Origin of the sequence: Streptomyces sp. NPDC047000, from assembly GCF_040644295.1 — a bacterium.
In the GTDB taxonomy this organism is placed as follows: domain Bacteria; phylum Actinomycetota; class Actinomycetes; order Streptomycetales; family Streptomycetaceae; genus Streptomyces.
The window spans coordinates 39,193-60,067 of record NZ_JBEYWE010000009.1; the positions used below are offsets into that span (position 1 = coordinate 39,193).

At 72.4% G+C, this 20,875-nt stretch carries 17 protein-coding genes; 4 read left to right on the forward strand and 13 right to left on the reverse strand.

Translation table 11 applies throughout. From position 1 onward, the window contains the following. Positions 1 to 117: 117 nt before the first annotated feature. The 3 genes from ABZ862_RS16655 to rimP form a co-directional block, all read right to left on the reverse strand. A complete protein-coding gene (locus ABZ862_RS16655; protein ID WP_360958271.1) occupies positions 118 to 414 on the reverse strand; it encodes a YlxR family protein in 297 nt (98 codons plus the stop codon). Positions 415 to 515: 101 nt separating this feature from the next. Continuing rightward, positions 516 to 1,502 (reverse strand): transcription termination factor NusA, encoded by a 987-nt coding sequence (gene nusA / locus ABZ862_RS16660; protein ID WP_360958274.1) that lies wholly within the window; start codon positions 1,500 to 1,502, stop codon positions 516 to 518. 2 nt (positions 1,503 to 1,504) lie between these two features. Beyond that, positions 1,505 to 2,014, reverse strand: a complete 510-nt coding sequence (gene rimP, locus ABZ862_RS16665) for a ribosome maturation factor RimP (RefSeq protein WP_360958276.1) — start codon at positions 2,012 to 2,014, stop codon at positions 1,505 to 1,507. 220 nt (positions 2,015 to 2,234) lie between these two features. Here rimP and ABZ862_RS16670 point away from each other — a divergent pair, with 220 nt between their 5' ends. The 3 genes from ABZ862_RS16670 (at position 2,235) to ABZ862_RS16680 (ending at position 4,363) form a co-directional block, all read left to right on the forward strand. Further along, positions 2,235 to 2,855 carry a hypothetical protein gene (locus tag ABZ862_RS16670; RefSeq protein WP_360958279.1) on the forward strand — a complete coding sequence of 207 codons (621 nt, stop codon included), beginning with the start codon at positions 2,235 to 2,237 and terminating at the stop codon, positions 2,853 to 2,855. Next, complete coding sequence (locus ABZ862_RS16675) at positions 2,852 to 3,379, forward strand: ferritin-like domain-containing protein (RefSeq protein WP_360958282.1); 528 nt, start codon at positions 2,852 to 2,854, stop codon at positions 3,377 to 3,379. Before ABZ862_RS16670 ends, ABZ862_RS16675 begins: the two co-directional genes overlap by 4 nt. Before the next feature lie 84 nt (positions 3,380 to 3,463). After that, the gene (locus ABZ862_RS16680; protein WP_360958285.1) at positions 3,464 to 4,363 is read left to right on the forward strand and encodes an aminoglycoside phosphotransferase family protein; all 900 of its coding nucleotides are present in this window, start codon (positions 3,464 to 3,466) and stop codon (positions 4,361 to 4,363) included. Positions 4,364 to 4,716: 353 nt separating this feature from the next. Here the strand turns inward: ABZ862_RS16680 and ABZ862_RS16685 are convergent, their stop codons facing one another. From ABZ862_RS16685 to ABZ862_RS16715, 7 genes are all read right to left on the reverse strand, one after another. After that, on the reverse strand, positions 4,717 to 6,420 hold the full coding sequence (locus ABZ862_RS16685) for a proline--tRNA ligase (RefSeq protein WP_360958287.1): 1,704 nt from the start codon (positions 6,418 to 6,420) through the stop codon (positions 4,717 to 4,719). Positions 6,421 to 6,502: 82 nt separating this feature from the next. Next, positions 6,503 to 7,033, reverse strand: a complete 531-nt coding sequence (locus ABZ862_RS16690) for a GNAT family N-acetyltransferase (protein WP_360958290.1) — start codon at positions 7,031 to 7,033, stop codon at positions 6,503 to 6,505. 101 nt (positions 7,034 to 7,134) lie between these two features. Beyond that, positions 7,135 to 7,983 (reverse strand): GNAT family N-acetyltransferase, encoded by an 849-nt coding sequence (locus tag ABZ862_RS16695; protein ID WP_360958293.1) that lies wholly within the window; start codon positions 7,981 to 7,983, stop codon positions 7,135 to 7,137. A 287-nt stretch (positions 7,984 to 8,270) separates the two neighbouring features. Further along, on the reverse strand, positions 8,271 to 9,428 hold the full coding sequence (ispG, locus tag ABZ862_RS16700) for a flavodoxin-dependent (E)-4-hydroxy-3-methylbut-2-enyl-diphosphate synthase (RefSeq protein ID WP_360958297.1): 1,158 nt from the start codon (positions 9,426 to 9,428) through the stop codon (positions 8,271 to 8,273). A gap of 169 nt (positions 9,429 to 9,597) precedes the next feature. Beyond that, positions 9,598 to 10,890: a site-2 protease family protein gene (locus tag ABZ862_RS16705; protein ID WP_360958797.1), complete on the reverse strand. Its 1,293-nt coding sequence runs from the start codon at positions 10,888 to 10,890 to the stop codon at positions 9,598 to 9,600. A gap of 8 nt (positions 10,891 to 10,898) precedes the next feature. After that, entirely contained in the window at positions 10,899 to 12,170 is a 1,272-nt protein-coding gene (gene dxr, locus ABZ862_RS16710) for a 1-deoxy-D-xylulose-5-phosphate reductoisomerase (protein WP_360958300.1), read from the reverse strand. A gap of 229 nt (positions 12,171 to 12,399) precedes the next feature. Then, on the reverse strand, positions 12,400 to 14,343 hold the full coding sequence (locus tag ABZ862_RS16715) for an acyl-CoA dehydrogenase family protein (protein WP_360958303.1): 1,944 nt from the start codon (positions 14,341 to 14,343) through the stop codon (positions 12,400 to 12,402). A gap of 347 nt (positions 14,344 to 14,690) precedes the next feature. Between ABZ862_RS16715 and ABZ862_RS16720 the strand changes: the two genes are divergently transcribed. After that, on the forward strand, positions 14,691 to 15,707 hold the full coding sequence (locus tag ABZ862_RS16720; protein ID WP_360958306.1) for a LacI family DNA-binding transcriptional regulator: 1,017 nt from the start codon (positions 14,691 to 14,693) through the stop codon (positions 15,705 to 15,707). Positions 15,708 to 15,839: 132 nt separating this feature from the next. Here ABZ862_RS16720 and ABZ862_RS16725 read toward each other — a convergent pair whose 3' ends face one another. From ABZ862_RS16725 to ABZ862_RS16735, 3 genes are read right to left on the reverse strand one after another with little or no spacing between them, the layout of a single operon-like run. Beyond that, a complete protein-coding gene (locus tag ABZ862_RS16725) occupies positions 15,840 to 16,556 on the reverse strand; it encodes a hypothetical protein (protein ID WP_360958309.1) in 717 nt (238 codons plus the stop codon). A gap of 46 nt (positions 16,557 to 16,602) precedes the next feature. After that, complete coding sequence (locus ABZ862_RS16730; RefSeq protein WP_360958312.1) at positions 16,603 to 18,837, reverse strand: glycoside hydrolase N-terminal domain-containing protein; 2,235 nt, start codon at positions 18,835 to 18,837, stop codon at positions 16,603 to 16,605. Beyond that, a complete protein-coding gene (locus tag ABZ862_RS16735; protein WP_360958315.1) occupies positions 18,834 to 20,816 on the reverse strand; it encodes a beta-galactosidase in 1,983 nt (660 codons plus the stop codon). Before ABZ862_RS16735 ends, ABZ862_RS16730 begins: the two co-directional genes overlap by 4 nt. Positions 20,817 to 20,875 lie beyond the last annotated feature (59 nt).

A 20,875-nucleotide genomic window follows, 5' to 3' on the forward strand; every position in this document is an offset into this window, starting at 1 on the left:
TCGCTAGTTCATGGGCGTACTCATCGCGTACTCATCGAGTGCTCATCGCAATCTCGACCTGCTTTCGACTCGCGAGGTACCAGGCCGCACGGGGACTTCCGTACGGCACTGCGTTTCTTACCGTGTCGCCTGTTCGGCAACTGTCATCTGCTCGACGTGCCGACGCAACGCCTTTGTGTCGAGCGCTCCCTGGGCACGCAACGCCCGCGTGAACGCCCGGCGGCGTACCGCCTGGTCGAGACAGACCAGGGCGGGGTGCACGTAGGCACCCCGGCCGGGGAGCGTACCGCGAGGGTCGGGGACACACGCGTCCCCGTCTTTCACGATGCGCAGCAGTTCCGTCTTGGCCGCCCGTTCCCGGCACCCCACACAGGTGCGTTCAGGGCATACTCCGGTCGTCGTCCGGCCAGACACTCCTCAGTCTACCTCCCCGCGGCGACCTCACCCTTTCGGGCCAGGTCTCGGACCTCTGCCGCGTCGACACTGACGTGATCCCAACCACAGCAGGCCGAGATCTATTCCCCGGCCTGCTCGGTGTCCGGCCGGATGTCGATGCGCCAGCCGGTGAGCCGGGCGGCCAGACGGGCGTTCTGGCCCTCCTTGCCGATCGCGAGCGACAGCTGGTAGTCGGGCACCGTCACGCGTGCGGAGCGGGCGGCGAGGTCGACGACCTCCACCTTGGACACCCGGGCGGGTGACAGGGCGTGCGCCACCATCTCGGCCGGGTCGTCCGACCAGTCGACGATGTCGATCTTCTCGCCGTTCAGCTCGCCCATGACGTTGCGCACCCGGCCGCCCATCGGGCCGATGCAGGCGCCCTTGGCGTTCAGGCCCGAACGGGTGGACCGTACGGCGATCTTGGTGCGGTGGCCGGCCTCGCGGGCGATCGCGGCGATCTCGACGGACCCGTCGGCGATCTCCGGCACCTCCAGCGCGAACAGCTTCTTCACCAGGTTCGGGTGGGTGCGCGACAGCGTGACCGAGGGACCGCGCACGCCCTTCGCCACCCGGACGACGTACGAACGCAGCCGCGTCCCGTGCGGGTACGACTCGCCGGGCACCTGTTCCTGCACCGGCAGGATGGCCTCGATCTTGCCGATGTCGACGAGCACGTTCCTGGGGTCGCGGCCCTGCTGCACCACGCCGGTGACGATGTCGCCCTCGCGGCCCGCGTACTCGCCGAGCGTCGCGTCGTCCTCGGCGTCGCGCAGCCGCTGAAGGATCACCTGTTTGGCGGTGGTCGCGGCGATCCGGCCGAACCCTGACGGCGTGTCGTCGAACTCGCGCGGCTCCTGACCCTCCTCCAGGTCCTCGGGGTCCTCCTTCGCCCACACGGTCACGTGCCCGCTCGACCGGTTGAGCTCCACGCGCGCGTGCCGGCGGCTCCCGTCGGTGCGGTGGTAGGCGATGAGGAGGGCCGACTCGATCGCCTCGACCAGCAGGTCGAAGGAGATCTCCTTCTCCCGAACCAAGCCCCGCAGGGCACTCATGTCGATGTCCACGGCTACGCCTCCTCTTCCTTGCTCGTCGCTGACTTGTCCTTGCGGTTGAACTCGACCTGCACGCGCGCCCTGGCGATGTCCGCGAAGGCGAGTCTGCGCGCGGTCGGCCTGCGGCCCTTGACGCCGGGCACCTCCAGGTCGAGGCCCTCGTCGTCGACGTCCAGGATCCTGGCGGACAGTTCGCCGCCGTCCGTCAGATGGAACCCGGCCATCCTGCCCCGGGCCCGCACGTAGTGGCGGTGCTCCGTCAGGGGGCGTTCGGCGCCCGGGGTGCCCACCTCGAGCTCGTACTCGCTCTCGCCCATCACATCGGTCTCGTCGAGCTTCGCCGAGAGCAGACGGCTCAGATCGGCGATCAGGTCCAGATCGGGACCGGTGTCGGAGTCGACGACGACACGAAGGCTGCGCATGCGCCCCACGGAGTCCACGGCGATCTCTTCGAGATCGAGGCCCTGGGAGGTGACGAGCGGTTCCAGCAGTTCCCGCAGCCTCTCGCTCTGGGTGGTGCTCATCCGGGTGACTCCTCGGCCGCGTGTGCTGTTGTGGGATGGGTCGCGTGTCTGGTCAAAGGGTATCGGAGCGCGGGGGGTGTTGCCGTCCACCTGTGTACGGGCGGTGTGCGCGGGCGGTGCCGGTGGCAGGTGCGGGGCACGCGCGCGGGTACCGTGATCACGGGCGTGTACGCCCCCCTCCCCCTCTGTCTGCCGTACAAGCTGCCGCGAGGACGTCCCCGTGTCCCTCCCACCGCCGTCGCGCACCTCCCCAGGGCCGCGCAGAAGAACCCTGTTCGCCTCCGCCGCGGGCGGCGTCCTCGCCGTCGTGGGCGCCGTGGGCGTCTCGGGCTGCTCCGGGCAGCCCGCCGACGGGGACTCCGGAAGCGGGGGCAGCCCCTCGGCGGCCGACCGCACGCGCGCGCGTGCGGCCCGCGACAGCCTGGCGCTGCTGGCGCGGTACGACGCCGCGATCGCCGCCCATCGGACGCTGGCGGCGCGGCTGCGTCCGCTGCGGGCGGCGGTGGCCCGGCATGTGACGGCGTTCGGGGGCGATCAGGCGAAGGCCGCGGGGACGGCGAAGGCGCCGTCGTCCGGGTCGCCGTCCGGATCCGCGTCGACGCCGGTGTCCGGACCCGCATCGGCATCGGCGTCCGTGTCACCGTCCGGAAGTGCCGGTGACACCCCGGAGACGGCGAAGGACGCCCTCGCCGGGCTGGCCGCCGCCGAGAGGGAACTCGCGGCACGCCGGACGGCCGCCCTGCCGGACGTGCCGGGCGAACTGGCACGCCTGCTGGCCTCCGTCGCGGCGGCCGGAGCGGCGCACGTGTTCCTGCTGACGGAGACGGAGGGCGGCCGATGAGCGGGACGAGGAAGCCGGGCACCACGACGGCGACGGAAACGGCGGGCGCCGCGAAGGCACGGCGGCTGACGGCCGTACAGGCCGCGCTGGCGGCCGAGCACGCCGCGGTGTACGGCTACGGTGTCGTCGGCGGCCGGATCCGCGAGGAGCGGCGCGCGGAGGCACGTACCGCGTACGACGCGCACCGGGCGCGCCGGGACGCGCTGGTGCGTGAGGTCCGCGACCTGGGTGGCAGGCCGGTCGCCGCGGACGCCGCGTACGCCCTGCCGTTCCCGGTGCCGGACTCGGCCGCGGCGGTACGGCTGGCCGCCGAACTGGAGGAACGGGTGGCCGCGGTGTACTCGGACCTGGTGCGCGCCACCGAGGGCGCGCGGCGGGTCACGGCAGCCGGGGCGCTGCGGGAGGCGGCGGTGCGGGCGGTGCGGTGGAGCGGCGGGAGCGTAGCCTTCCCTGGTCTCGCCGAACGGGCCGCGCCGACCACGCGGGCCTCGTCGGCCGCGCAGGGCGCGTCGCCGACGGCGTGACAGCCACGGGGTGGCCCACCGCGGTACGGCTGTGTGCCGGATCGCGTCCAGGGCCCGACGGGACAGGAAGGAAACGACTCGCGCATGGCTTTCGAACCGCCCCGGCGTCTGGTGCGGGCGCTCGGCGAGACGGCGCCGCAGGGTGACGACTGGCTGGAGAAACTGCCGGAGACGACCCGCAGGGCCGTCGCTCTACGCGAGTTGACCGTCGAGCGGGTCCAGGTGCCCGGCGGCCGCAGCAGTCTGGTGGTGCTGGTACGGCGGCCGGACGGCACCCCGGCCGTGCTGAAGCTCGCCCCGCCCCGGGCCCGCCCGGAGGGCGAGCGGGCGGCACTGGCGCAGTGGAACGGCCTGGGCGCGGTGCGGCTGCTGGAGCCGTTCACCGCCGAGGGGGTGCTGCTGCTGGAGCGGCTGCGCCCGGATGTGTCGGTGCGGTCGCTGCCCGAGCGGCGGGCGCTGCTGGAGGCGGCGGACACGCTGCGGCGGCTGTGGGTGGATCCGCCACCGGTCCACGGGTTCGAGACGGTGGCGGAGCGGACCGGACGTCAGGCGGCGGCGATGCGGGCCAGCGCGGAGGCCGACCCCGAGGTGGCGCCACTGGTCGCGGAGGCGCTCGCGGCGCGCGACGAGCTGGTCGTCGCCCCGCCCGAACACCGCCTGCTGCACGGCACGTTCCGGCAGAGCAAGGTACTGGCCGGGGACCGGATGCCGTGGCTGGCGGTGGGGCCCGACCCGGTGGTCGGCGAGTGCGCCTTCGATCTGGCGCGGCTGGTCCGGGACCGGGTGGAGGACCTGATCGCGACGTCGTCCGGCTCGGTGACGACCCGTCGCCGGATCCGCCGTCTGGCGGAGTCGCTGGAGGTCGACCAGGTGCGGTTGCGGGGGTGGACGCTGTTCCGGGCGGTCGAGTCGGGTGTGCGGGCGCGGCGGGTGGGGCGGCCCCGGGACAGTGAGCTGCTGCTGGAGTTCGCGAGCTGGTTGTAGGGGGCGGGGGCGGACGGGGGTTTTGTCCGCCCCCGCCGCCCCTTCCCGTCCCGTCCCGGGGGGGGGGGGGGCCCCCCCCCCCCCCCCCCCCCCCCGGCCCGCCCCCGCCCCCCCCCCCCCCGCCCGCCCCCCCCCCGCCCCGCGGGGGGGGGGGCCCCGGCCCCCTGGGGGGGGGGGGGGGGGGGGGGGGGGGGTGGGGGGGGGGGGGGGGGGGGGGGGGTTTGCCCCCCCCCCCCCCGCCCCTTCCCGTCCCGTCCCTGGGGGCTGCGCCCCCAGACCCCCTGTCGGCCCTGCGGGCCTCGTCCTCAGACTCCCCCAGAGGGGGTACCCCCAGGACGGGCTGAAAGAGAGGGCTACTGCGCGGTCAGCCGGGCCACCGCCTCGTCGACCGTCAGTTCCTCGCGGTTGCCGGTCTTCCGGTCCTTCAGTTCGAGGACGCCCTCGGCCGCGCGGCGGCCCGCGACCAGGATCCGGGGGACGCCGATGAGTTCGGAGTCAGTGAACTTCACGCCCGGGGAGACACCCGCGCGGTCGTCGACCAGAACCCGCAGCCCGGCCTCGGAGAGCCGCGCGGAGACCGACAGGGCCAGCTCGGTCTGGAGGGCCTTGCCCGCCGCCACCACGTGCACGTCGGCCGGGGCGACCTCCGCGGGCCAGCACAGGCCCTGCTCGTCCGCGGTCTGCTCGGCGAGCGCGGCCACGGCGCGGGAGACGCCGACACCGTAGGAGCCCATGGTGACGCGGACCGGCTTGCCGTTCTGGCCGAGGACGTCGAGCTTGAGGGCGTCGGCGTACTTGCGGCCGAGCTGGAAGATGTGGCCGATCTCGATGGCGCGGTCCAGCTCGATGCCGGTGCCGCACTTCGGGCAGGGGTCGCCGTCGCGGACGACCACGACGTCGACGTACTCGTCGACCTCGAAGTCCCGGCCGGCGACGACGTTCTTCGCGTGCAGGTCGGGCTTGTTGGCGCCGGTGATCCAGGCGGTGCCGGGGGCCACGCGCGGGTCGGCGAGGTACGTCACCTTGGCCAGACCCTGCGGGCCGACATAGCCGCGCACCAGGTCGTCGCGGCCCTCGAAGTCCTCGGCGGTGACCAGCTCGACGGCGGCCGGGGCGAAGTGCGCCTCGACCTTGTCCATGTCGACCTCGCGGTCGCCCGGCACACCCACGGCGACGATCTGGCCGTCCACCTTGACCAGCAGGTTCTTCAGCGTGGCGGACGCCGGGACGCCGAGGTGGGCGGCGAGGGTCTCGATGGTGGGGGTCTCCGGGGTGGGGATCTCCTCGAGGGCGGGCACGGCCGAGCCGTCGACCGGCTTCAGCTCGTACGTCATGGCCTCGGTGTTGGCCGCGAAGTCGCAGTTCGGGCAGTCGGCGAAGGTGTCCTCGCCGGCCTCGGCCGGGGCGAGGAACTCCTCGGACCTGGAGCCGCCCATGGCACCGGCGGTGGCGGCGCAGATACGGTAGTCGAGGCCGAGCCGCTCGAAGATCCGCTGGTAGGCCTGGCGGTGCAGGGCGTAGGACTCGCCGAGGCCCTCGTCGGAGAGGTCGAAGGAGTACGAGTCCTTCATCAGGAACTCACGGCCGCGCAGGATGCCGGCGCGGGGGCGGGCCTCGTCACGGAACTTGGTCTGGATCTGGTACAGGATCACCGGCAGGTCCTTGTAGGAGGACGCCTGGTCCTTCACCAGCAGGGTGAAGATCTCCTCGTGGGTCGGGCCGAGGAGATAGTCGCCGCCCCTGCGGTCCTTGAGGCGGAACAGCTCCTGGCCGTACTCGTCCCAGCGGCCGGTCGCGTCGTAGGGCTCCCTCGGCAGCAGCGCGGGGAGCAGCACCTCCTGGGCGCCGATGGCGTCCATCTCCTCGCGGACGATGCGCTCGACGTTGGCGAGCACCTTCTTCCCCAGCGGCAGCCAGCTCCAGACGCCGGCGGCGGTGCGGCGCACGTAGCCGGCCCGGACGAGCAGCTTGTGGCTGAGGACCTCGGCGTCCGCCGGGTCGTCGCGCAACGTCTTGGCCATCAACTGGGACATGCGCTGGACCGGTGCGTTCACCATGGTTCTCGTACTCCTGCCGGGGAAGGGTTGTGCCTTGGAGGTTAGCCCGGTGGCCGCCGCGGCCGGAAATCCGTTTACGGCCTCACCGGCGCAGCAGCGGCAGGGGGGCGCCCATCACGGCGTACGGCTTGGGGGCGCTGGGGAAATGGACCTGGCGGGCGAGGTCCTGGTAGCCGAGGGAGCGGTACAGGGCGCGGGCCGGGCTGTCGGTGTCGATCGCGGAGAGGATCGAGCGGGGCTGGGGGGCGCCGTCGGTGAGCAGGGTGATCAGGGCACGGCCGATGCCCCGGTTCTGGTACTCCGGGTGGACGTGCAGTTCGGTGATCACGAAGGAGTCGTCGAGCCACTCGTCGGTGCCGCGGGCGCGCAGATACGGCTCGACGACGGTGGACCACCAGTGCATACGGTCGTTGGGCATGCCGTAGACGAAGCCGACGAGGGTGTCGCCGACGGTGGCTCCGAGTGCCCGTGCGCCGGGGTTGGTCATGTGCCGCAGGACGATCTGACGCCGGACGGCCACTTCGTCGGCGCCCAGACCGAAGGCGACGGCCTGCACGGCCAGGGCCTCGTCCACGTGGGCGGACAGGTCGAGGGGGCCGATTACGGGGTCCATGGCCGGAGCCTACAGGCGGGTCGCGGGGGTGTGCGGCGGGCGGACGCCCTGTGCTATGCGGCGGCGGGCGCCCGGTGCCGCGCGGACCACGGGGGTTCCGTTCAGAACAGGACGCTCATGAACTCGCCGATCTCCCGGAAGCCGACGCGGTGGTACGTGCGCCGGGCCGCCGTGTTGAAGTCGTTGACGTACAGGCTGACGACGGGTGAGACGTCGGCGAGGGCGTAGCGCAGGACGGCGGCCATGCCGGGGGCGGCGTAGCCCTGGCCGCGGTACTCGGGAGCCACCCAGACGCCCTGGATCTGGCATGCCTTCGGCGTGGCCGCGCCGATCTCCGCCTTGAAGACGACCTTGCCGTGTTCGTCGAGGCGGGCGAACGAGCGTCCCGAGCCGACGAGTTCGGCGACCCGGGCCTGGTAGAGGAGGCCGCCGTCCCCGGCCAGCGGGGAGATGCCGACCTCCTCGGTGAACATCGCCACGCACGCCGGCATGATCGCCTCCAGCTCGTCCTTGCGGATGCGGCGGACGTACGGATCGGGGGCGATGTCGTCGGGCATGCGGTCGGCCGTCATGAGCGGCTGGTGGGCGCGGACCTCGCGGGCCGGGCCCCAGTGCGGTTCGAGGAGCCGCCACAGTTCGGCGGTGGGGCCGGAGGGGCCGACGACGGAGGAGCAGCGGCGGCCGGCCCGGCGGGCGCGGTCGGCGAAGGCGCGTACGGCGCGGGGGGTGGCGCAGATGGGGACGAGGTTGGCGCCCGCGTAGCACAGGGACGTGAGCATGCCGTCCTCGTACCAGCCCCACATCTCGCCGCCGAGGCGCCACGGGTCGAGTCCCGCGACCTGGACCCGGGCGGTGACGAAGGCGTTCACGACCGGCTCACGGTCGAGGACGGCGAGCGCGGCATCCAGATCGCTCGGTTCGAGCACGCGGGAGGTGGTCTGCGTCAACACGTGTGCGGGGCCTCACCCTGAGGGGCTGCTGATCCCCGCACTGTACCCGCCGACGGTACGGGGTGCCGCACGATGCCGTCCCGGACGGCCACAGCCGGGACGGCAGGGGCCATCGGGACGGTCCTCCGCGGTCGGGCGAGAGCGGTCCGGGGCGAGAGCGAGCGGGATGCCGGGCCCCGGCCGGAACACCGAAGACAGGCGAAACGACCAGGGCCGGGACGGCACGGCCCGGACGGGCAGCCGGTCCCGGCGGTTTCCGTCGGACCCGGCGGCTCGGTACGGGTGGGTCAGCCGGTGACGGAGATCTCGGGCTCGCCGGAGGCGACGCCGTCGGCCTCCATCTGCTCGGCCAGCTTCATGGCCTCCTCGATCAGGGTCTCGACGATCTTCGACTCCGGGACGGTCTTGATGACCTCGCCCTTCACGAAGATCTGTCCCTTGCCGTTGCCGGAGGCCACACCCAGGTCGGCCTCCCGCGCCTCACCGGGGCCGTTGACCACACAGCCCATGACGGCGACCCGCAGCGGGACCTCCATACCGGTCAGTCCCGCCGTGACCTCCTCGGCCAGCTTGTACACGTCCACCTGCGCGCGTCCGCACGACGGGCAGGAGACGATCTCCAGGCGGCGCGGCCTCAGGCCCAGCGACTCCAGGATCTGGTTGCCGACCTTGACCTCCTCCACGGGAGGCGCCGAGAGCGACACCCGGATGGTGTCCCCGATGCCCTGGGACAGCAGCGCGCCGAACGCCACCGCCGACTTGATGGTGCCCTGGAACGCCGGGCCGGCCTCCGTGACGCCGAGGTGCAGCGGGTACTCGCACTGTGCGGCCAGCTGACGGTAGGCCTCGATCATCACGACCGGGTCGTTGTGCTTGACGGAGATCTTGATGTCGCGGAAGTCGTGCTCCTCGAACAGCGACGCCTCCCACAGCGCCGACTCCACCAGCGCCTCCGGCGTCGCCTTGCCGTACTTCTGCAGCAGCCGCCGGTCCAGGGAGCCCGCGTTGACGCCGATCCGGATGGGGGTGCCGTGGTCCTTGGCGGCCTTGGCGATCTCCCTGACCTGGTCGTCGAACTTCTTGATGTTGCCCGGGTTGACGCGGACCGCCGCGCACCCGGCCTCGATCGCGGCGAACACGTACTTCGGCTGGAAATGGATGTCCGCGATCACCGGGATCTGCGACTTGCCCGCGATCGCCGCGAGCGCGTCCGCGTCGTCCTGCGTCGGACACGCCACGCGGACGATCTGGCAGCCGGACGCCGTCAGTTCCGCGATCTGTTGCAGTGTCGACCCGATGTCCGACGTGCGGGTCGTGGTCATCGACTGGACCGACACGGGCGCGTCCCCGCCGACCGCCACGGTGCCGACCTGGATCTGTCGGCTCTTCCGGCGCTCTGCGAGGGTGGTCGGAACGGACGGCATGCCGAGAGAAATCGCAGTCATCTGCTGTGCAACCCCAAGTCGTGAATCAAGGTCGGGTCCCGGAAACGGCGGGCTCCAGGCTTCGAGATTACGGCACCGGCGACGCCCCGGGCACCTCACGCCGGTGGATCCGCCCACAAGGCGGCGGCCCGGGAGCACGCGTCCCGGGCCGCCGTTGAACCGCGGGTTGCTAGGAGATTTTGACGGGGTTGACGACGTCCGCCACCAGGACGAGCAGGGTGAAGCAGACGAAGATCCCGGCCACCACATAGGCCACCGGCATCAGTTTCGCCACGTCGAACGGGCCCGGGTCGGGGCGGCGCAGCACGCGGGCGGTGTTGCGGCGCAGTGCCTCCCAGAGGGCGCCGGCGATGTGGCCGCCGTCCAGGGGGAGGAGGGGGAGCATGTTGAAGAGGAACAGGGAGAGGTTGAAGCCGGCGACCAGCATCACGAACATCGCCAGCTGCTGGGTGGCCGGGATGTCCAGGGTGAAGATCTCACCGCCGACGCGGGCCGCGCCGACCACGCCCATCGGGGAGTCGGCCTGGCGGGGGGCTCCGTTGAAGGCGGCGTCCCAGAGGGCGGGGATCTTGCCGGGCAGGGCCGCGATGGAGTCGACGGCCTCGCCGACGCGGTCGCTCATCCAGGTGACGGACTGGCCGAAGTCCTGGCGTACGACGCCGGTGGCGGCGCTGAAGCCGAGGAAGCCGGCGGTGACGTACTTGCCCTGGACGATCTGGCCGCTGGAGTCCTTCTGGGCGACCTGGTTGGTGGCGATCTTCGCGTGCAGGGTGAGCTGCTTCCCCTGGCGCTGGACGACGATCGGCACCTCCTTGCCGGGGTTGGCGCGGATCAGGTCGGAGAGCTGGTTCCAGCTGCCGGTGCTCACCCCGTCGAACGAGACGATCTTGTCGCCGGCCTTCAGGCCCGCGGCGGCGGCCGGGGAGGGCTGGTCACCCGTCCTGCAGGTGTCGCGGTTCTCGCTCTGGGCGATGACGCACTGGGACACGGAGCTGACGGAGGTGGTCTGCTGGGCGATGCCGAAGCCCATGAGGACCGTGAGGAACAGCGCCACGGCCAGGATCAGGTTCATGAAGGGGCCCGCGAACATCACGATGACCCGCTTCCACGGGGCGCGTGTGTAGAACAGGCGCGTGTCGTCGCCGGGTTCGAGTTCCTCGAAGGCCGCCGAGCGGGCGTCCTCGATCATGCCGCGCCACGGTGAGGTGGAGCGGGCGGTGATCCGGCCGTCGTCGCCGGGCGGGAACATGCCGATCATGCGGATGTAGCCGCCCATGGGGACGGCCTTGAAGCCGTACTCCGTCTCGCCCTTCCTGCGCGACCACACGGTCGGGCCGAAGCCGACCATGTACTGCGGCACGCGGATGCCGAAGAGCTTGGCCGTGGAGAGGTGGCCGAGCTCGTGCCATGCGATCGAGATCAGCAAGCCGAACGCGAAGACGACTATGCCGAGGATCATCATCAAAGCGGTCATGCACGAGCCTCCGCGGTCGCCGAAGTCGTCTGCGCTGTCAGTTCGCGGGCCCGGGCCCGCGCCCAGGTCTCCGCATCGAGGACGTCCGCGACGGTGAGAGAAGTTCCCGCGCTGGGCCGTCCGTGTTCCTCCACCACCCGGGTCACCGTGTCGATGATCCCGTTGAAGGGCAGCGTGCCGGTGCGGAACGCCTCCACGCACTCCTCGTTGGCGGCGTTGAACACCGCAGGCGCGGTGCCGCCGAGGCCGCCCACCTGGCGGGCGAGGGAGACCGCGGGGAACGCCTCGTCGTCGAGGGGGTGGAACTCCCACGTCGACGCCTTGGTCCAGTCGAAGGCGGGCGCCGCGTCCGGGACGCGTTCGGGCCAGCCGAGACCGATGGCGATGGGCCCGCGCATGTCGGGGGGCGTCGCCTGGGCGAGCGTGGAGCCGTCCGTGAATTCAACCATCGAGTGGACATACGACTGCGGGTGCACGACCACCTCAATCCGGCTGAAGGGAATGTCGTACAGCAGGTGCGCCTCGATGACCTCCAGGCCCTTGTTGACGAGGGTCGCGGAGTTGATGGTGATCACCGGTCCCATGGCCCAGGTGGGGTGGGCCAGGGCCTCCTCGACGGTCACCCGGGCGAGCTGGTCCCTGGTCCGGCCGCGGAAGGGGCCGCCGGAGGCGGTCACGACCAGCTTGCGCACATCGGCCCGGCTGCCGGCGGCCAGTGCCTGGAAGAGGGCGGCGTGCTCGGAGTCGACCGGGATGATCTGGCCGGGCTCGGCGAGCGCCTTGACCAGCGGGCCGCCCACGATCAGCGACTCCTTGTTGGCGAGCGCGAGGGTGCGGCCCGCCTCCAGGGCGGCGAGGGTGGGGGCGAGACCGATGGAGCCGGTGATGCCGTTGAGGACCGTGTGGCAGTCGGAGGCGGCGGTCTCGCCGGCCGCGCCGGGTCCGGCGAGTATCTCGGGGAGCGGCTCCCCGGCGCCGTACCGTGCGGCGAGCGCCTCGCGCAGCGCCGGTACGGCGTCCTCGCGGGCGACCGCGACGGTCCGCACCCGCAGCCGGTGCGCCTGCTCGGCGAGGAGGCCGACCCGGCCGCCGTTGGCGGAGAGCGCGGTGACCCGGAAGCGGTCCGGGTTGCGCAGCACGAGGTCGATGGCCTGGGTGCCGATGGACCCGGTGGAGCCGAGGATCACCACGTCCTTGGGGCCGTCTCCGGCGACGGGGTCGTAGACGAGGTGCGGGTCGGCGAGGGGGGCTGCTGGACTGTCGGTCATCCCCCCATTGTTGCGTCAAGCGGGCGTCCGCAGGACAGCGCGCCCGGCGGTGAGCGCGACATCGCGGACATATGAACCGTTCCGTCGGACATGAAGAGGTGCCGCCATGACGAGGACCCCGATCGACGTCGACGGGCGACTGCCGGCGGACGCGGGAACTCACCGCGAGCGGGAGGCACCGTTCGGCGGGCGCGGTGACTGATGCCACCGGGCAGCCGGTAGGAGGTGTTCACCCGGCGTGCCGGTGGACGTTCTCGGCCGTGGACGCGCCCGGGGTGGTGTCCGCGATCCAGGGGTCCTCGCCCGACAGGTCGACGATGCCGCGCTCCAGCCAGGCGTAGGCGCCTTCCATGACGCCCGCCGCCACCTTGCGGTCGGTGCCGTCGGTGTTGGTCCACAGCCGGTCGAAGAGTTCCCCGACCCGGATCCGGGCCTGGCGGCAGAAGGCGTCGGCCAGACGGTACGCCTCGGTGCCGTTGTCACCCTGGCCGCGCAGCATCTCGGCGCGTACGCAGGCCGCGCTCATCGCGAACAGTTCGGCGCCGATGTCGACGATCCGGCCCAGGAAGACCTGCTTGGTCTCCATCCGGCCCTGCCAGCGGGACATGCCGTAGAAGGTGGCGCGGGCCAGCTTGCGGGCGTGCCGTTCGACGAAGCGCAGATGGACGGAGAGGTCGGTGGCGTGCCGGAACCCGCCGTAGGAGCCCGGGACCTGGCCCGGTCCTGCGACCAGCCTGGGCAGCCACCTGGCGTAGAAGACACCGGCGTTCGCGCCCGCCCGCGCCTTGTCGGTCAGGGACTTGGCGGGGTCGATGAGGTCGCCGGCGACCGAGAGGTGGGCGTCGACGGCCTCGCGGGCGATCAGCAGGTGCATGATCTCGGTCGAGCCCTCGAAGATGCGGTTGATGCGCAGGTCGCGCAGCACCTGTTCGGCCGGTACGGCGCGTTCGCCGCGCGCCGCGAGCGACTCGGCCGTCTCGAAGCCGCGCCCGCCGCGGATCTGGACGAGTTCGTCGGCGATCAGCCAGCCCATCTCGGAGGCGTACAGCTTGGCGAGGGCGCCCTCGATGCGGATGTCGTTGCGGTTCTCGTCGGCCATCTGCGCGGCGAGGTCGCTGACGGCCTCCAGGGCGAAGGTGGTGGCCGCGATGAAGGAGATCTTCGCGCCGACCGCCTCGTGCCGTGCGATCGGCTTGCCCCACTGCTCGCGCGCGGCCGACCATTCGCGGGCGACCTTCAGACACCACTTGCCCGCGGCGACGCAGGACGCGGGCAGCGACAGGCGTCCGGTGTTGAGCGTGGTCAGCGCGATCTTGAGGCCCGCGCCCTCGGGGCCGATGCGGTTCGCGGCGGGGACCCGCACCCGGTGGAGGCGGGTGACGCCGTTCTCGATGCCGCGCAGCCCCATGAAGGCGTTGCGGTTCTCGACGGTGACGCCGGGCGAGGAGCTCTCCACGACGAACGCGGTGATACCGCCCTTGTGGCCCTCGCCCGCGGGCACCCGGGCCATCACCACCAGCAGGTCGGCGACCACGCCGTTGGTGGTCCACAGTTTCACCCCGTCGAGGACGTAGTCGTCGCCGTCCGGGACGGCCGTGGTCGCGAGGCGGGCCGGGTCGGAGCCGACATCGGGCTCGGTGAGCAGGAAGGCGCTGATGTCGGTGCGGGCGCAGCGCGGCAGGAAGGCGTCCTTCTGCTCCTGGGTGCCGAACATCTTCAGCGGCTGCGGCACGCCGATCGACTGGTGCGCGGAGAGCAGCACGCCGACGGCGGGGCTCGCGGAGCCGATCAGGGCGAGGGCCTTGTTGTAGTACACCTGGGTGAGCCCGAGGCCGCCGTACTTCGGGTCGATCTTCATGCCGAGCGCGCCGAGTTCCTTGAGGCCGGCGATGACCTCGTCGGGGATGCGGGCCTCGCGTTCGATACGGGCGGCGTCGATCTTCGTCTCGACGAAGACCCGGAGGCGGTCGAGGAACTCCTCCCCGCGTCGCACGGCCTCGCCGGAGGGGAGCGGGTGCGGGTGGATGAGGTCGAGCCGGAACCGGCCGAGGAACAGTTCCTTGGCGAAGCTGGGCTTGCGCCAGTCCTGGTCCCGGGCGGCCTCGGCCACCTTGCGGGCCTCGTGCTCGGTGACGGTGGGGCGGTGCGATGAGGGGGTGGTGGGGGCGGACATGAGGTTCACCTCGCCACTTACGGGGACGAAGGGGGACGGTTCATCGCCGATCAGCATCGGTCGGCATCATTCGATATCGATCATCACTGATCGACAGGTAACGACCAGTGCCACTGGATCGTTCGTACCGGAAACGGGCCGCACCCACCAGCCCCGGTGCGGCGTTCGGGGGACATCGCACCCACCGGGCAGCACGCCGCCACCACAACCCTCACGGCCCGCAGTCGAAGCGCTTCGACAGGCTATGGACACCCACCTCCGCTGGGGCTACTGTCGAACCGCCCCCACGCACCGTCAGCACCCACTCCGCGCACTGTCGAAGCGCTTCACATCATCGGGAGAGCCGGATGGTCACCCTCGCCGAGGTCGCCCAGCACGCCGGAGTCTCGGCGAGCACGGTGAGCTACGTCCTCAGCGGCAAGCGGTCCATCTCCGTCACCACCCGGCAGCGGGTCGAGGAGAGCATCCGGCTGCTCGGCTACCACCCGAACGCGGGCGCCCGCGCCCTGGCCAGCAACCGGTCGAACATCATCGCCCTGATGATCCCCCTGCGCACCGACATGTACGTGCCCGTGATGATGGAGATCGCCGTGGCCGTGGCCGCCACGGCCCGCACCCACGGCTACGACGTGCTGCTGCTCACCGGCGAGGAAGGCCCCGACGCGGTGCGCCGCGTCACCGGCAGCGGGCTCGCCGACGCGATGATCCTGATGGACGTCGAACTGGACGACGAGCGGCTGCCCCTGCTGCGCAGCACCGACCAGCCCTCGGTGCTGATCGGACTGCCCGCCGACACCTCCGCCCTGACCTGCGTCGATCTGGACTGGCGGGCGACGGGCGCACTGTGCGTGGAGCATCTGGCGATGCTCGGGCACCGCGACGTCGCCGTCATCGGCGAGGCCCCGGCGGTCTACGAGCGGCACACCGGGTTCGCCGAGCGCACCCTCGACGGGCTGCGCTCCCGGGCCCGGGAGCTGGGTGTCCGGCTGCTGCACCGGCCGTGCGAGGGCGGGTACGACGCGATGATGCTGACCCTCGCCCGGATCTTCGACGAGCGGCCCGGCACCTCCGGGTTCGTGGTGCAGAACGAATCGGCGGTGGAACCCCTGCTCGCGCTGCTGCGCCAGCAGGGCCGGGCGGTGCCCGAGGACGTGTCGGTGGTCGCGATCTGTCCCGAGCAGGTCGCCGCCCAGGCCTCCGTCCGGCTGACCTCGGTCGCCATCCCCGCCCAGGAGATGGGACGGCACGCCGTGACCCGGCTGGTGGCCAAGCTGAAGGGCTGTGGCAGCGACGAGGTGGTGCTGCTGGCCCCCGAGCTGACCGTGCGGACGAGCACGGGTCCGGCCCCCGCCGGGACCTCCTGACACCCGGCCCGACGACACCCGGCCTCCTGACGCCCGCCCTGTCGGCGCCCTCACGGGGCCGGACACGGGCACGGCCGGTCCCGGGGGAGCGGAACCGGCCGCGTGCCACGGGCGAGCCTCAGCGGTGCCGGCTCAACTGCTGCTGACGGTCAGGCTGTTGGTGACGAAGTTCAGTCCTCCGGACGAGCTGGTGATCTCGTAGCCGAACTGGACGTCCCCGATGGTCACGTTGCCGAACCAGCCCTTGGTGTCCTTGATCCACTTGAGGATCGGCAGGATGGTCACCGTGCCGGACGAGGAGTTCGAGGAGCGGACGAACGAGAAGACGTCGTTGGCGCCGTTGTTGCCCTTGTAGACGGTCCAGGTGGAGCCGCCGAGGGTCAGGGTGCCCTGCGAGGTGCCGAGCGGGCCCACGGCACCGGTCTTGTTGACCCAGAGCATGATCTCGTAGTCGTAGGCGGTGTCCCAGATGTCGTACGACGTGTTGTACGCGCCGGACGACGGCACGGTCACGTTGTAGCTGCTGCTGAGCGAACCGAGCGAGGTGATCGACTTGTTGATCACCTTCTTGGCGTTGGGGTACGCCTTGATGCCGCCGGTGTTGGGGTGGTCGGCCCAGACTCCCCAGTTGGTGCCGGAGTTGGCCCAGATGCACTGGCTGCCGGCGCCGGAGCCCCAGATGTCGTTGTAGAGGGTGTAGCCGTCGAGGGTGGTGCTGCCCCACTGGTCGCAGGAGTTCCAGACGGCGGCCGAGGCGGGGGCGGAGGCGAGCCCGACGGTGGCGCCGAGCGCCAGCGCGGGGGCCAGCAGGGCCTTGGTGATGCGGCTGAGCGTGCTGCTTGGTGCCATGGTGTCCCTTCCATGGGTGGGGGGAGTCACGGGGGATCTTTCTGGCTCACCACGTCCCCAGGGTGAGGACGTGGTCTTCTCCGGCGACGAGGTCGAGCGGCCGCGCACCGGAGGAAGTCCGGAGTTCGACACGGTGGGTGCGGTGGGGGCGGAGCACGGCCCGCAGGCCGTCGGGGGCCCAGGTCAGATCGAGTTCGGCACCGAACCGGGTCCGGATCCCGCGCAGTTCGCCCCGCGGGTACGCCGCCGGGAGCGCGGGCAGCAGGACCAGGCGGTCCGGGGTGGACTGGACGAGCATCTCGATCAGCACGGCGGGCAGGGTGTGCGCGGCGTCGGCGTTGTAGACGTGCCGGTGGGGATAGTGGGCGCTCATCAGGGAGTCGTGGAAGAAGTCCCCCTCCAGGACGGCCCGGAGGGCGTTCGTGACCCGCCCCGGGTCCCTGAGGCGGGCGGCGATCAGGGCGTGGTGGAGGTAGCCGTGCGCCGACTCGTTCTCCGCGCCGCGCAGTTCGAGGGCGCGGTGGGCGGCCCCGGCGAGGCCGGGGGTGTCGTAGGGGTTGATCTCGTCGAGGGGCCAGACACCGTAGAGGTGGCTGAGGTGGCGGTGGTCGTAGGTGTCCTCGAGGCCGGGCCGGGCCCATTCGGCGAGCGCGCCGTCGGCGTTGATCCGGTGCGGCGGGAGCCGGTCGGCGAGCGCGCGCCAGCGGTCGGCGTCGGGACCCGGACGGTGGTCGGCGGCCGTGTGCAGGGCGTGGCGGGCGGCGGAGAGGTCCATGGCCGCGTCGAGGGTGACCGGGCCGGCGTTCGCGGGACGGTTCTCGGGCGAGTAGGAGGGGACGACGACGAGATGTCCGTCGGCGTCGGTGCGGGTGAGGAAGTCCTCGTAGAACGTGGCGACCTCGGCGAGTGCGGCGGCGGTGCGCGGGTCGCGGGTGCCGGTGGTCTCGTCGTGGTCGACGAGCGGTTTGAGCAGCCAGTCGGCTCCCGCGGTCCACAGATGGAGCGGGTACTCGCGGTTGTAGTGGAACAGGTACCCGGACTCGCCGTCGGTGTGGGCGGGGGCGAGGACGCCCCGGGTGCCGAGGATGTCGCGGGCGTTGGCCCGCCAGTGCTCCCACTGGTGCCGGATCAGGCGGGCGTGGGCCTCGGTGACCTCGGGGAGGGCGCCGGCGGCGGCCGAGGCGGTCTGGAGGTTGAGGTTGGCGTCGGTGGTGAAGGCGCCGGACCAGGCGGTGTCCCAGTCCCCGGTCCACAGGCCGGTGAGGCGGGGCGGGAACAGGCCGCTGGCGGAGAGGAGGTGATAGCGGCCGGCGGCGAAGAGCCGTTCGAGGAGTGCCGGGCTGCCGGGGCGCTTCAGCAGTTCGCTGCCGGGGAGCGCGCGTTCGGCGGGCTCCGCGGCGAGGTCGAGGGTGACGCGGGTGTAGGCGGTGCGGTGCTCGGCGAGGTGGCGGGCGAGGAGGTCGTCGTAGCCGCGGCCCGTGAGGACGTCGCGCAGGGCGCGCGCCTCCTCGGTCACGTCGAGTTCGCCGGTGTGCCGCCGTACCCGGGTGAGGATCAGCACGGTCCCGGCGTCCTCGACGCGCAGGCCGGGCCCGGCGAGGGTGGTGGTGCCGCCGGTGACCGCGATCAGGGTGACACCGGTGTAGGCGCGGTCGCTGCCGGGGTAGCGGGCGCGCAGGGTGAGCAGGGCGCCCTCGGGGGTGAGGACGGCGCCGTGGCCGACACCGAGGTCGGCGGGGACGCCGGGGAGGCGGTGGTCGAGGGAGACGGTGCGGGTGAGGGCGGGTCCGGCGGCCGGGGCGGTGAGGTGCTGGACGATCACGTCGTCGGCGCGGGAGACGAAGACCCGGCTGAGCAGGCCGTCGCGGGCGGTGGTCACCTCGCCGGTGGTGAAGTCGACCGAGCGGCGGTGGAACCGGGCCGGGGCGGGCGGTTCGCCCAGCAGGATCTGGAAGGCGGGGTGGAAGGGTTGCACCCACTGAAGCTCACGGCCGTCCGTGAAGTCGTCGGCGGCGGCGGTCTCGCCTGCCAGCAGCCGGTCCTGGAGCTCGGCGAGCCGGTCCGCCAGCCGCGGCGGGCGGGCGTGCTCGGAGCCGTTGGGGCGGACCAGGGTGTGGTGGGTGACGACGACCCGGTCCTCGTCCGGAGTACCGGACACCAGGGCGCCGTGGCGGCCGTTGCCGCTGAGGAAGCCGTCCTCCCAGCGGGCGGCGGGGTCCGGCTCCCAGGTGCCGTGGACGGGGACGGTGGGCAGGGGGCCGTCCGTCGCGGTCGCCGTCATGGCCTCAGCACCTTCACGTCGTAGCGGCCGAGCACGGTCTCGTCCGTGACCGGAGCACCGGTGAGCAGGTCGCGGTGGGTGCCCGGGACGGGGACGGTGACCGGCTCGCGGCCGTGGTTGAGCAGGAACAGCAGCTCACCGCGGCGGACGGCCTCGACGCCCGCGGGCAGCCCGTCGAGCACGGGCCGGACGCCCGCCCCGGCGGCGATCCGGGCGAGCAGTTCGCGCAGGGCGTCCGGCTCGGGGAGCGTGGAGAGGTACCAGGCCCGGTCGCGGCGCAGGACGGCGGGCAGGCCGTCGAGTTCGCCGCCCCGGTACGGGACGGTCTCCGCCGCGCCGGGCACCGCCTCGATCTCCTCCGACCAGAGCGTGCCCCGGAAGCCCTCGCAGCCGACGGTCTCCCCCGGCGGCAGCGGCCACCACTCGTGCAGGGTGCGGATGCCGAACAGGTCGCGCAGCCGGGCGTCCATGCCGCCGGGGCGGATCCGGTCGTCCTGGTCGGCGATGCCGGTGAGGAAGCCGCACACCAGGGTGCCGCCGCCGCGGACGTAGCCGAGGAGGTTGTCGATCGCGGCGTCGGTCAGGACGTGCAACTGGGGTGCGAGGACCAGTCGGTAGCGGGCGAGGTCGTGCTCCGGGTGGGCGAAGTCGGCGGTGAGGTGGGCCTCCCACAGGGCGCGGTGCCAGGCGGTGAGGACGGTCGCGTGGTCCACCTCGGTGGAGGGCCGGCCGTCCTGCGCGGCGGCCCACCAGGCGTCCCAGTCGTGCAGCACGGCCACCTCGGCGCTCACCCGGCTGCCGCTCACCTCCGGTCCGAGCGCGGCGAGTTCGGCGCCGATGCGCTTGACCTCCTGGAAGGTACGGCCCTCCTCCCCCGCGTGCGAGAGCATCCCGGAGTGGAACTTCTCGGCGCCCTGCCGGGACTGGCGCCACTGGAAGTAGCAGACGGCGTCGGCGCCGCGCGCCACGGCCTGCAACGACCAGAGCCGGTTGAGGCCGCGCGGTTTGGGCTGGTTGACGCCGCGCCAGTTGACGGCGCCCGCCGCCTGTTCCATGAGCATCCACGGACCGCGTGCCTGCGAGCGGGTGAGGTCCTGCACGAGGGCGCCCTGCTGGGCGCCGGACGGGTCGCGCGGGTCGGGGTAGAGGTCGACGGAGACGACGTCCTCCTCCCGGGCCCAGCGCCAGCCGTCCTGGCCGATCCACAGGGGCATGAAGTTGGTGGTCACCGGGAGGTGCGGGGTGTGCCGGACGACGATGTCGCGTTCGGCGGTGTAGCACTCCAGCAGCATGTCGGAGGTGAAGCGGCGGAAGTCCAGGATCTGGGCGGGGTTGTTGCGGTAGTGGGCGTGCCGGGGCGGCAGGACGCCGTCCCAGCTGTCGTAGCCCTGGCTCCAGAAGGCGGTGCCCCAGGCGGTGTTGAGGGCGTCGAGGGTGCCGTGGCGGTCGCGCAGCCAGCGGCGGAAGGCGGCGGCGGCCTCGTCGCCGTGGTCGGCGGTGCAGTACTCGTTGTTGATGTGCCACATCGTGAGGGCGGGGTGGTCCGCGTAGCGGGCGGCCAGGTCCTCGGTGACGGCGGCGGCGTAGCGGCGGTAGGTGGCGCTGGAGTGCGAGAAGTGCTGCCGTCCGCCCCACCACTCGACGCGTCCGTCGGCGTCCCGGGGCAGGGTGTCGGGGTGCAGCCGGCCGAGCCACGGAGGCGGGGAGGAGGTGGGGGTGGCCAGGACGACGCCGACGCCGTTGTCGTGCATCAGGTCCATGAGCCGGTCCAGCCACCCGAACTCCCGCTCCCCGGGCTGCGGTTCGATCTTCGCCCAGGAGAACACGCCGAGGGTGACCGAGTTGACCCCGGCGTCCCGCATCAGCCGCACGTCCTCGGCCCAGACCTCCTCGGGCCACTGCTCGGGGTTGTAGTCCCCGCCGAAGAGGATGCGCCCGCGCGCGGCGTCGGCGAGCGTGGGGCCAGAACCCGCAGGCATTGTCCTACCTCTCCTGAATAGCTAGGGGCTTCCGGAAGCGCCCCGAAAGGGGCGCGGGG

Excerpts from the sequence above, each read along its gene's own strand:
- rimP (WP_360958276.1), bottom strand. The coding sequence starts at position 2,014 with ATGAGCACCACCCAGAGCGAGAGGCTGCGGGAACTGCTGGAACCGCTC.
- ABZ862_RS16675 (WP_360958282.1), top strand. The coding sequence starts at position 2,852 with ATGAGCGGGACGAGGAAGCCGGGCACCACGACGGCGACGGAAACGGCG.
- ABZ862_RS16680 (WP_360958285.1), top strand. The coding sequence starts at position 3,464 with ATGGCTTTCGAACCGCCCCGGCGTCTGGTGCGGGCGCTCGGCGAGACG.
- ABZ862_RS16685 (WP_360958287.1), bottom strand. The coding sequence starts at position 6,420 with ATGGTGAACGCACCGGTCCAGCGCATGTCCCAGTTGATGGCCAAGACG.
- ABZ862_RS16690 (WP_360958290.1), bottom strand. The coding sequence starts at position 7,033 with ATGGACCCCGTAATCGGCCCCCTCGACCTGTCCGCCCACGTGGACGAG.
- ispG (WP_360958297.1), bottom strand. The coding sequence starts at position 9,428 with ATGACTGCGATTTCTCTCGGCATGCCGTCCGTTCCGACCACCCTCGCA.
- ABZ862_RS16705 (WP_360958797.1), bottom strand. The coding sequence starts at position 10,890 with ATGATGATCCTCGGCATAGTCGTCTTCGCGTTCGGCTTGCTGATCTCG.
- dxr (WP_360958300.1), bottom strand. The coding sequence starts at position 12,170 with ATGACCGACAGTCCAGCAGCCCCCCTCGCCGACCCGCACCTCGTCTAC.
- ABZ862_RS16715 (WP_360958303.1), bottom strand. The coding sequence starts at position 14,343 with ATGTCCGCCCCCACCACCCCCTCATCGCACCGCCCCACCGTCACCGAG.
- ABZ862_RS16720 (WP_360958306.1), top strand. The coding sequence starts at position 14,691 with ATGGTCACCCTCGCCGAGGTCGCCCAGCACGCCGGAGTCTCGGCGAGC.
- ABZ862_RS16725 (WP_360958309.1), bottom strand. The coding sequence starts at position 16,556 with ATGGCACCAAGCAGCACGCTCAGCCGCATCACCAAGGCCCTGCTGGCC.
- ABZ862_RS16730 (WP_360958312.1), bottom strand. The coding sequence starts at position 18,837 with ATGACGGCGACCGCGACGGACGGCCCCCTGCCCACCGTCCCCGTCCAC.
- ABZ862_RS16735 (WP_360958315.1), bottom strand. The coding sequence starts at position 20,816 with ATGCCTGCGGGTTCTGGCCCCACGCTCGCCGACGCCGCGCGCGGGCGC.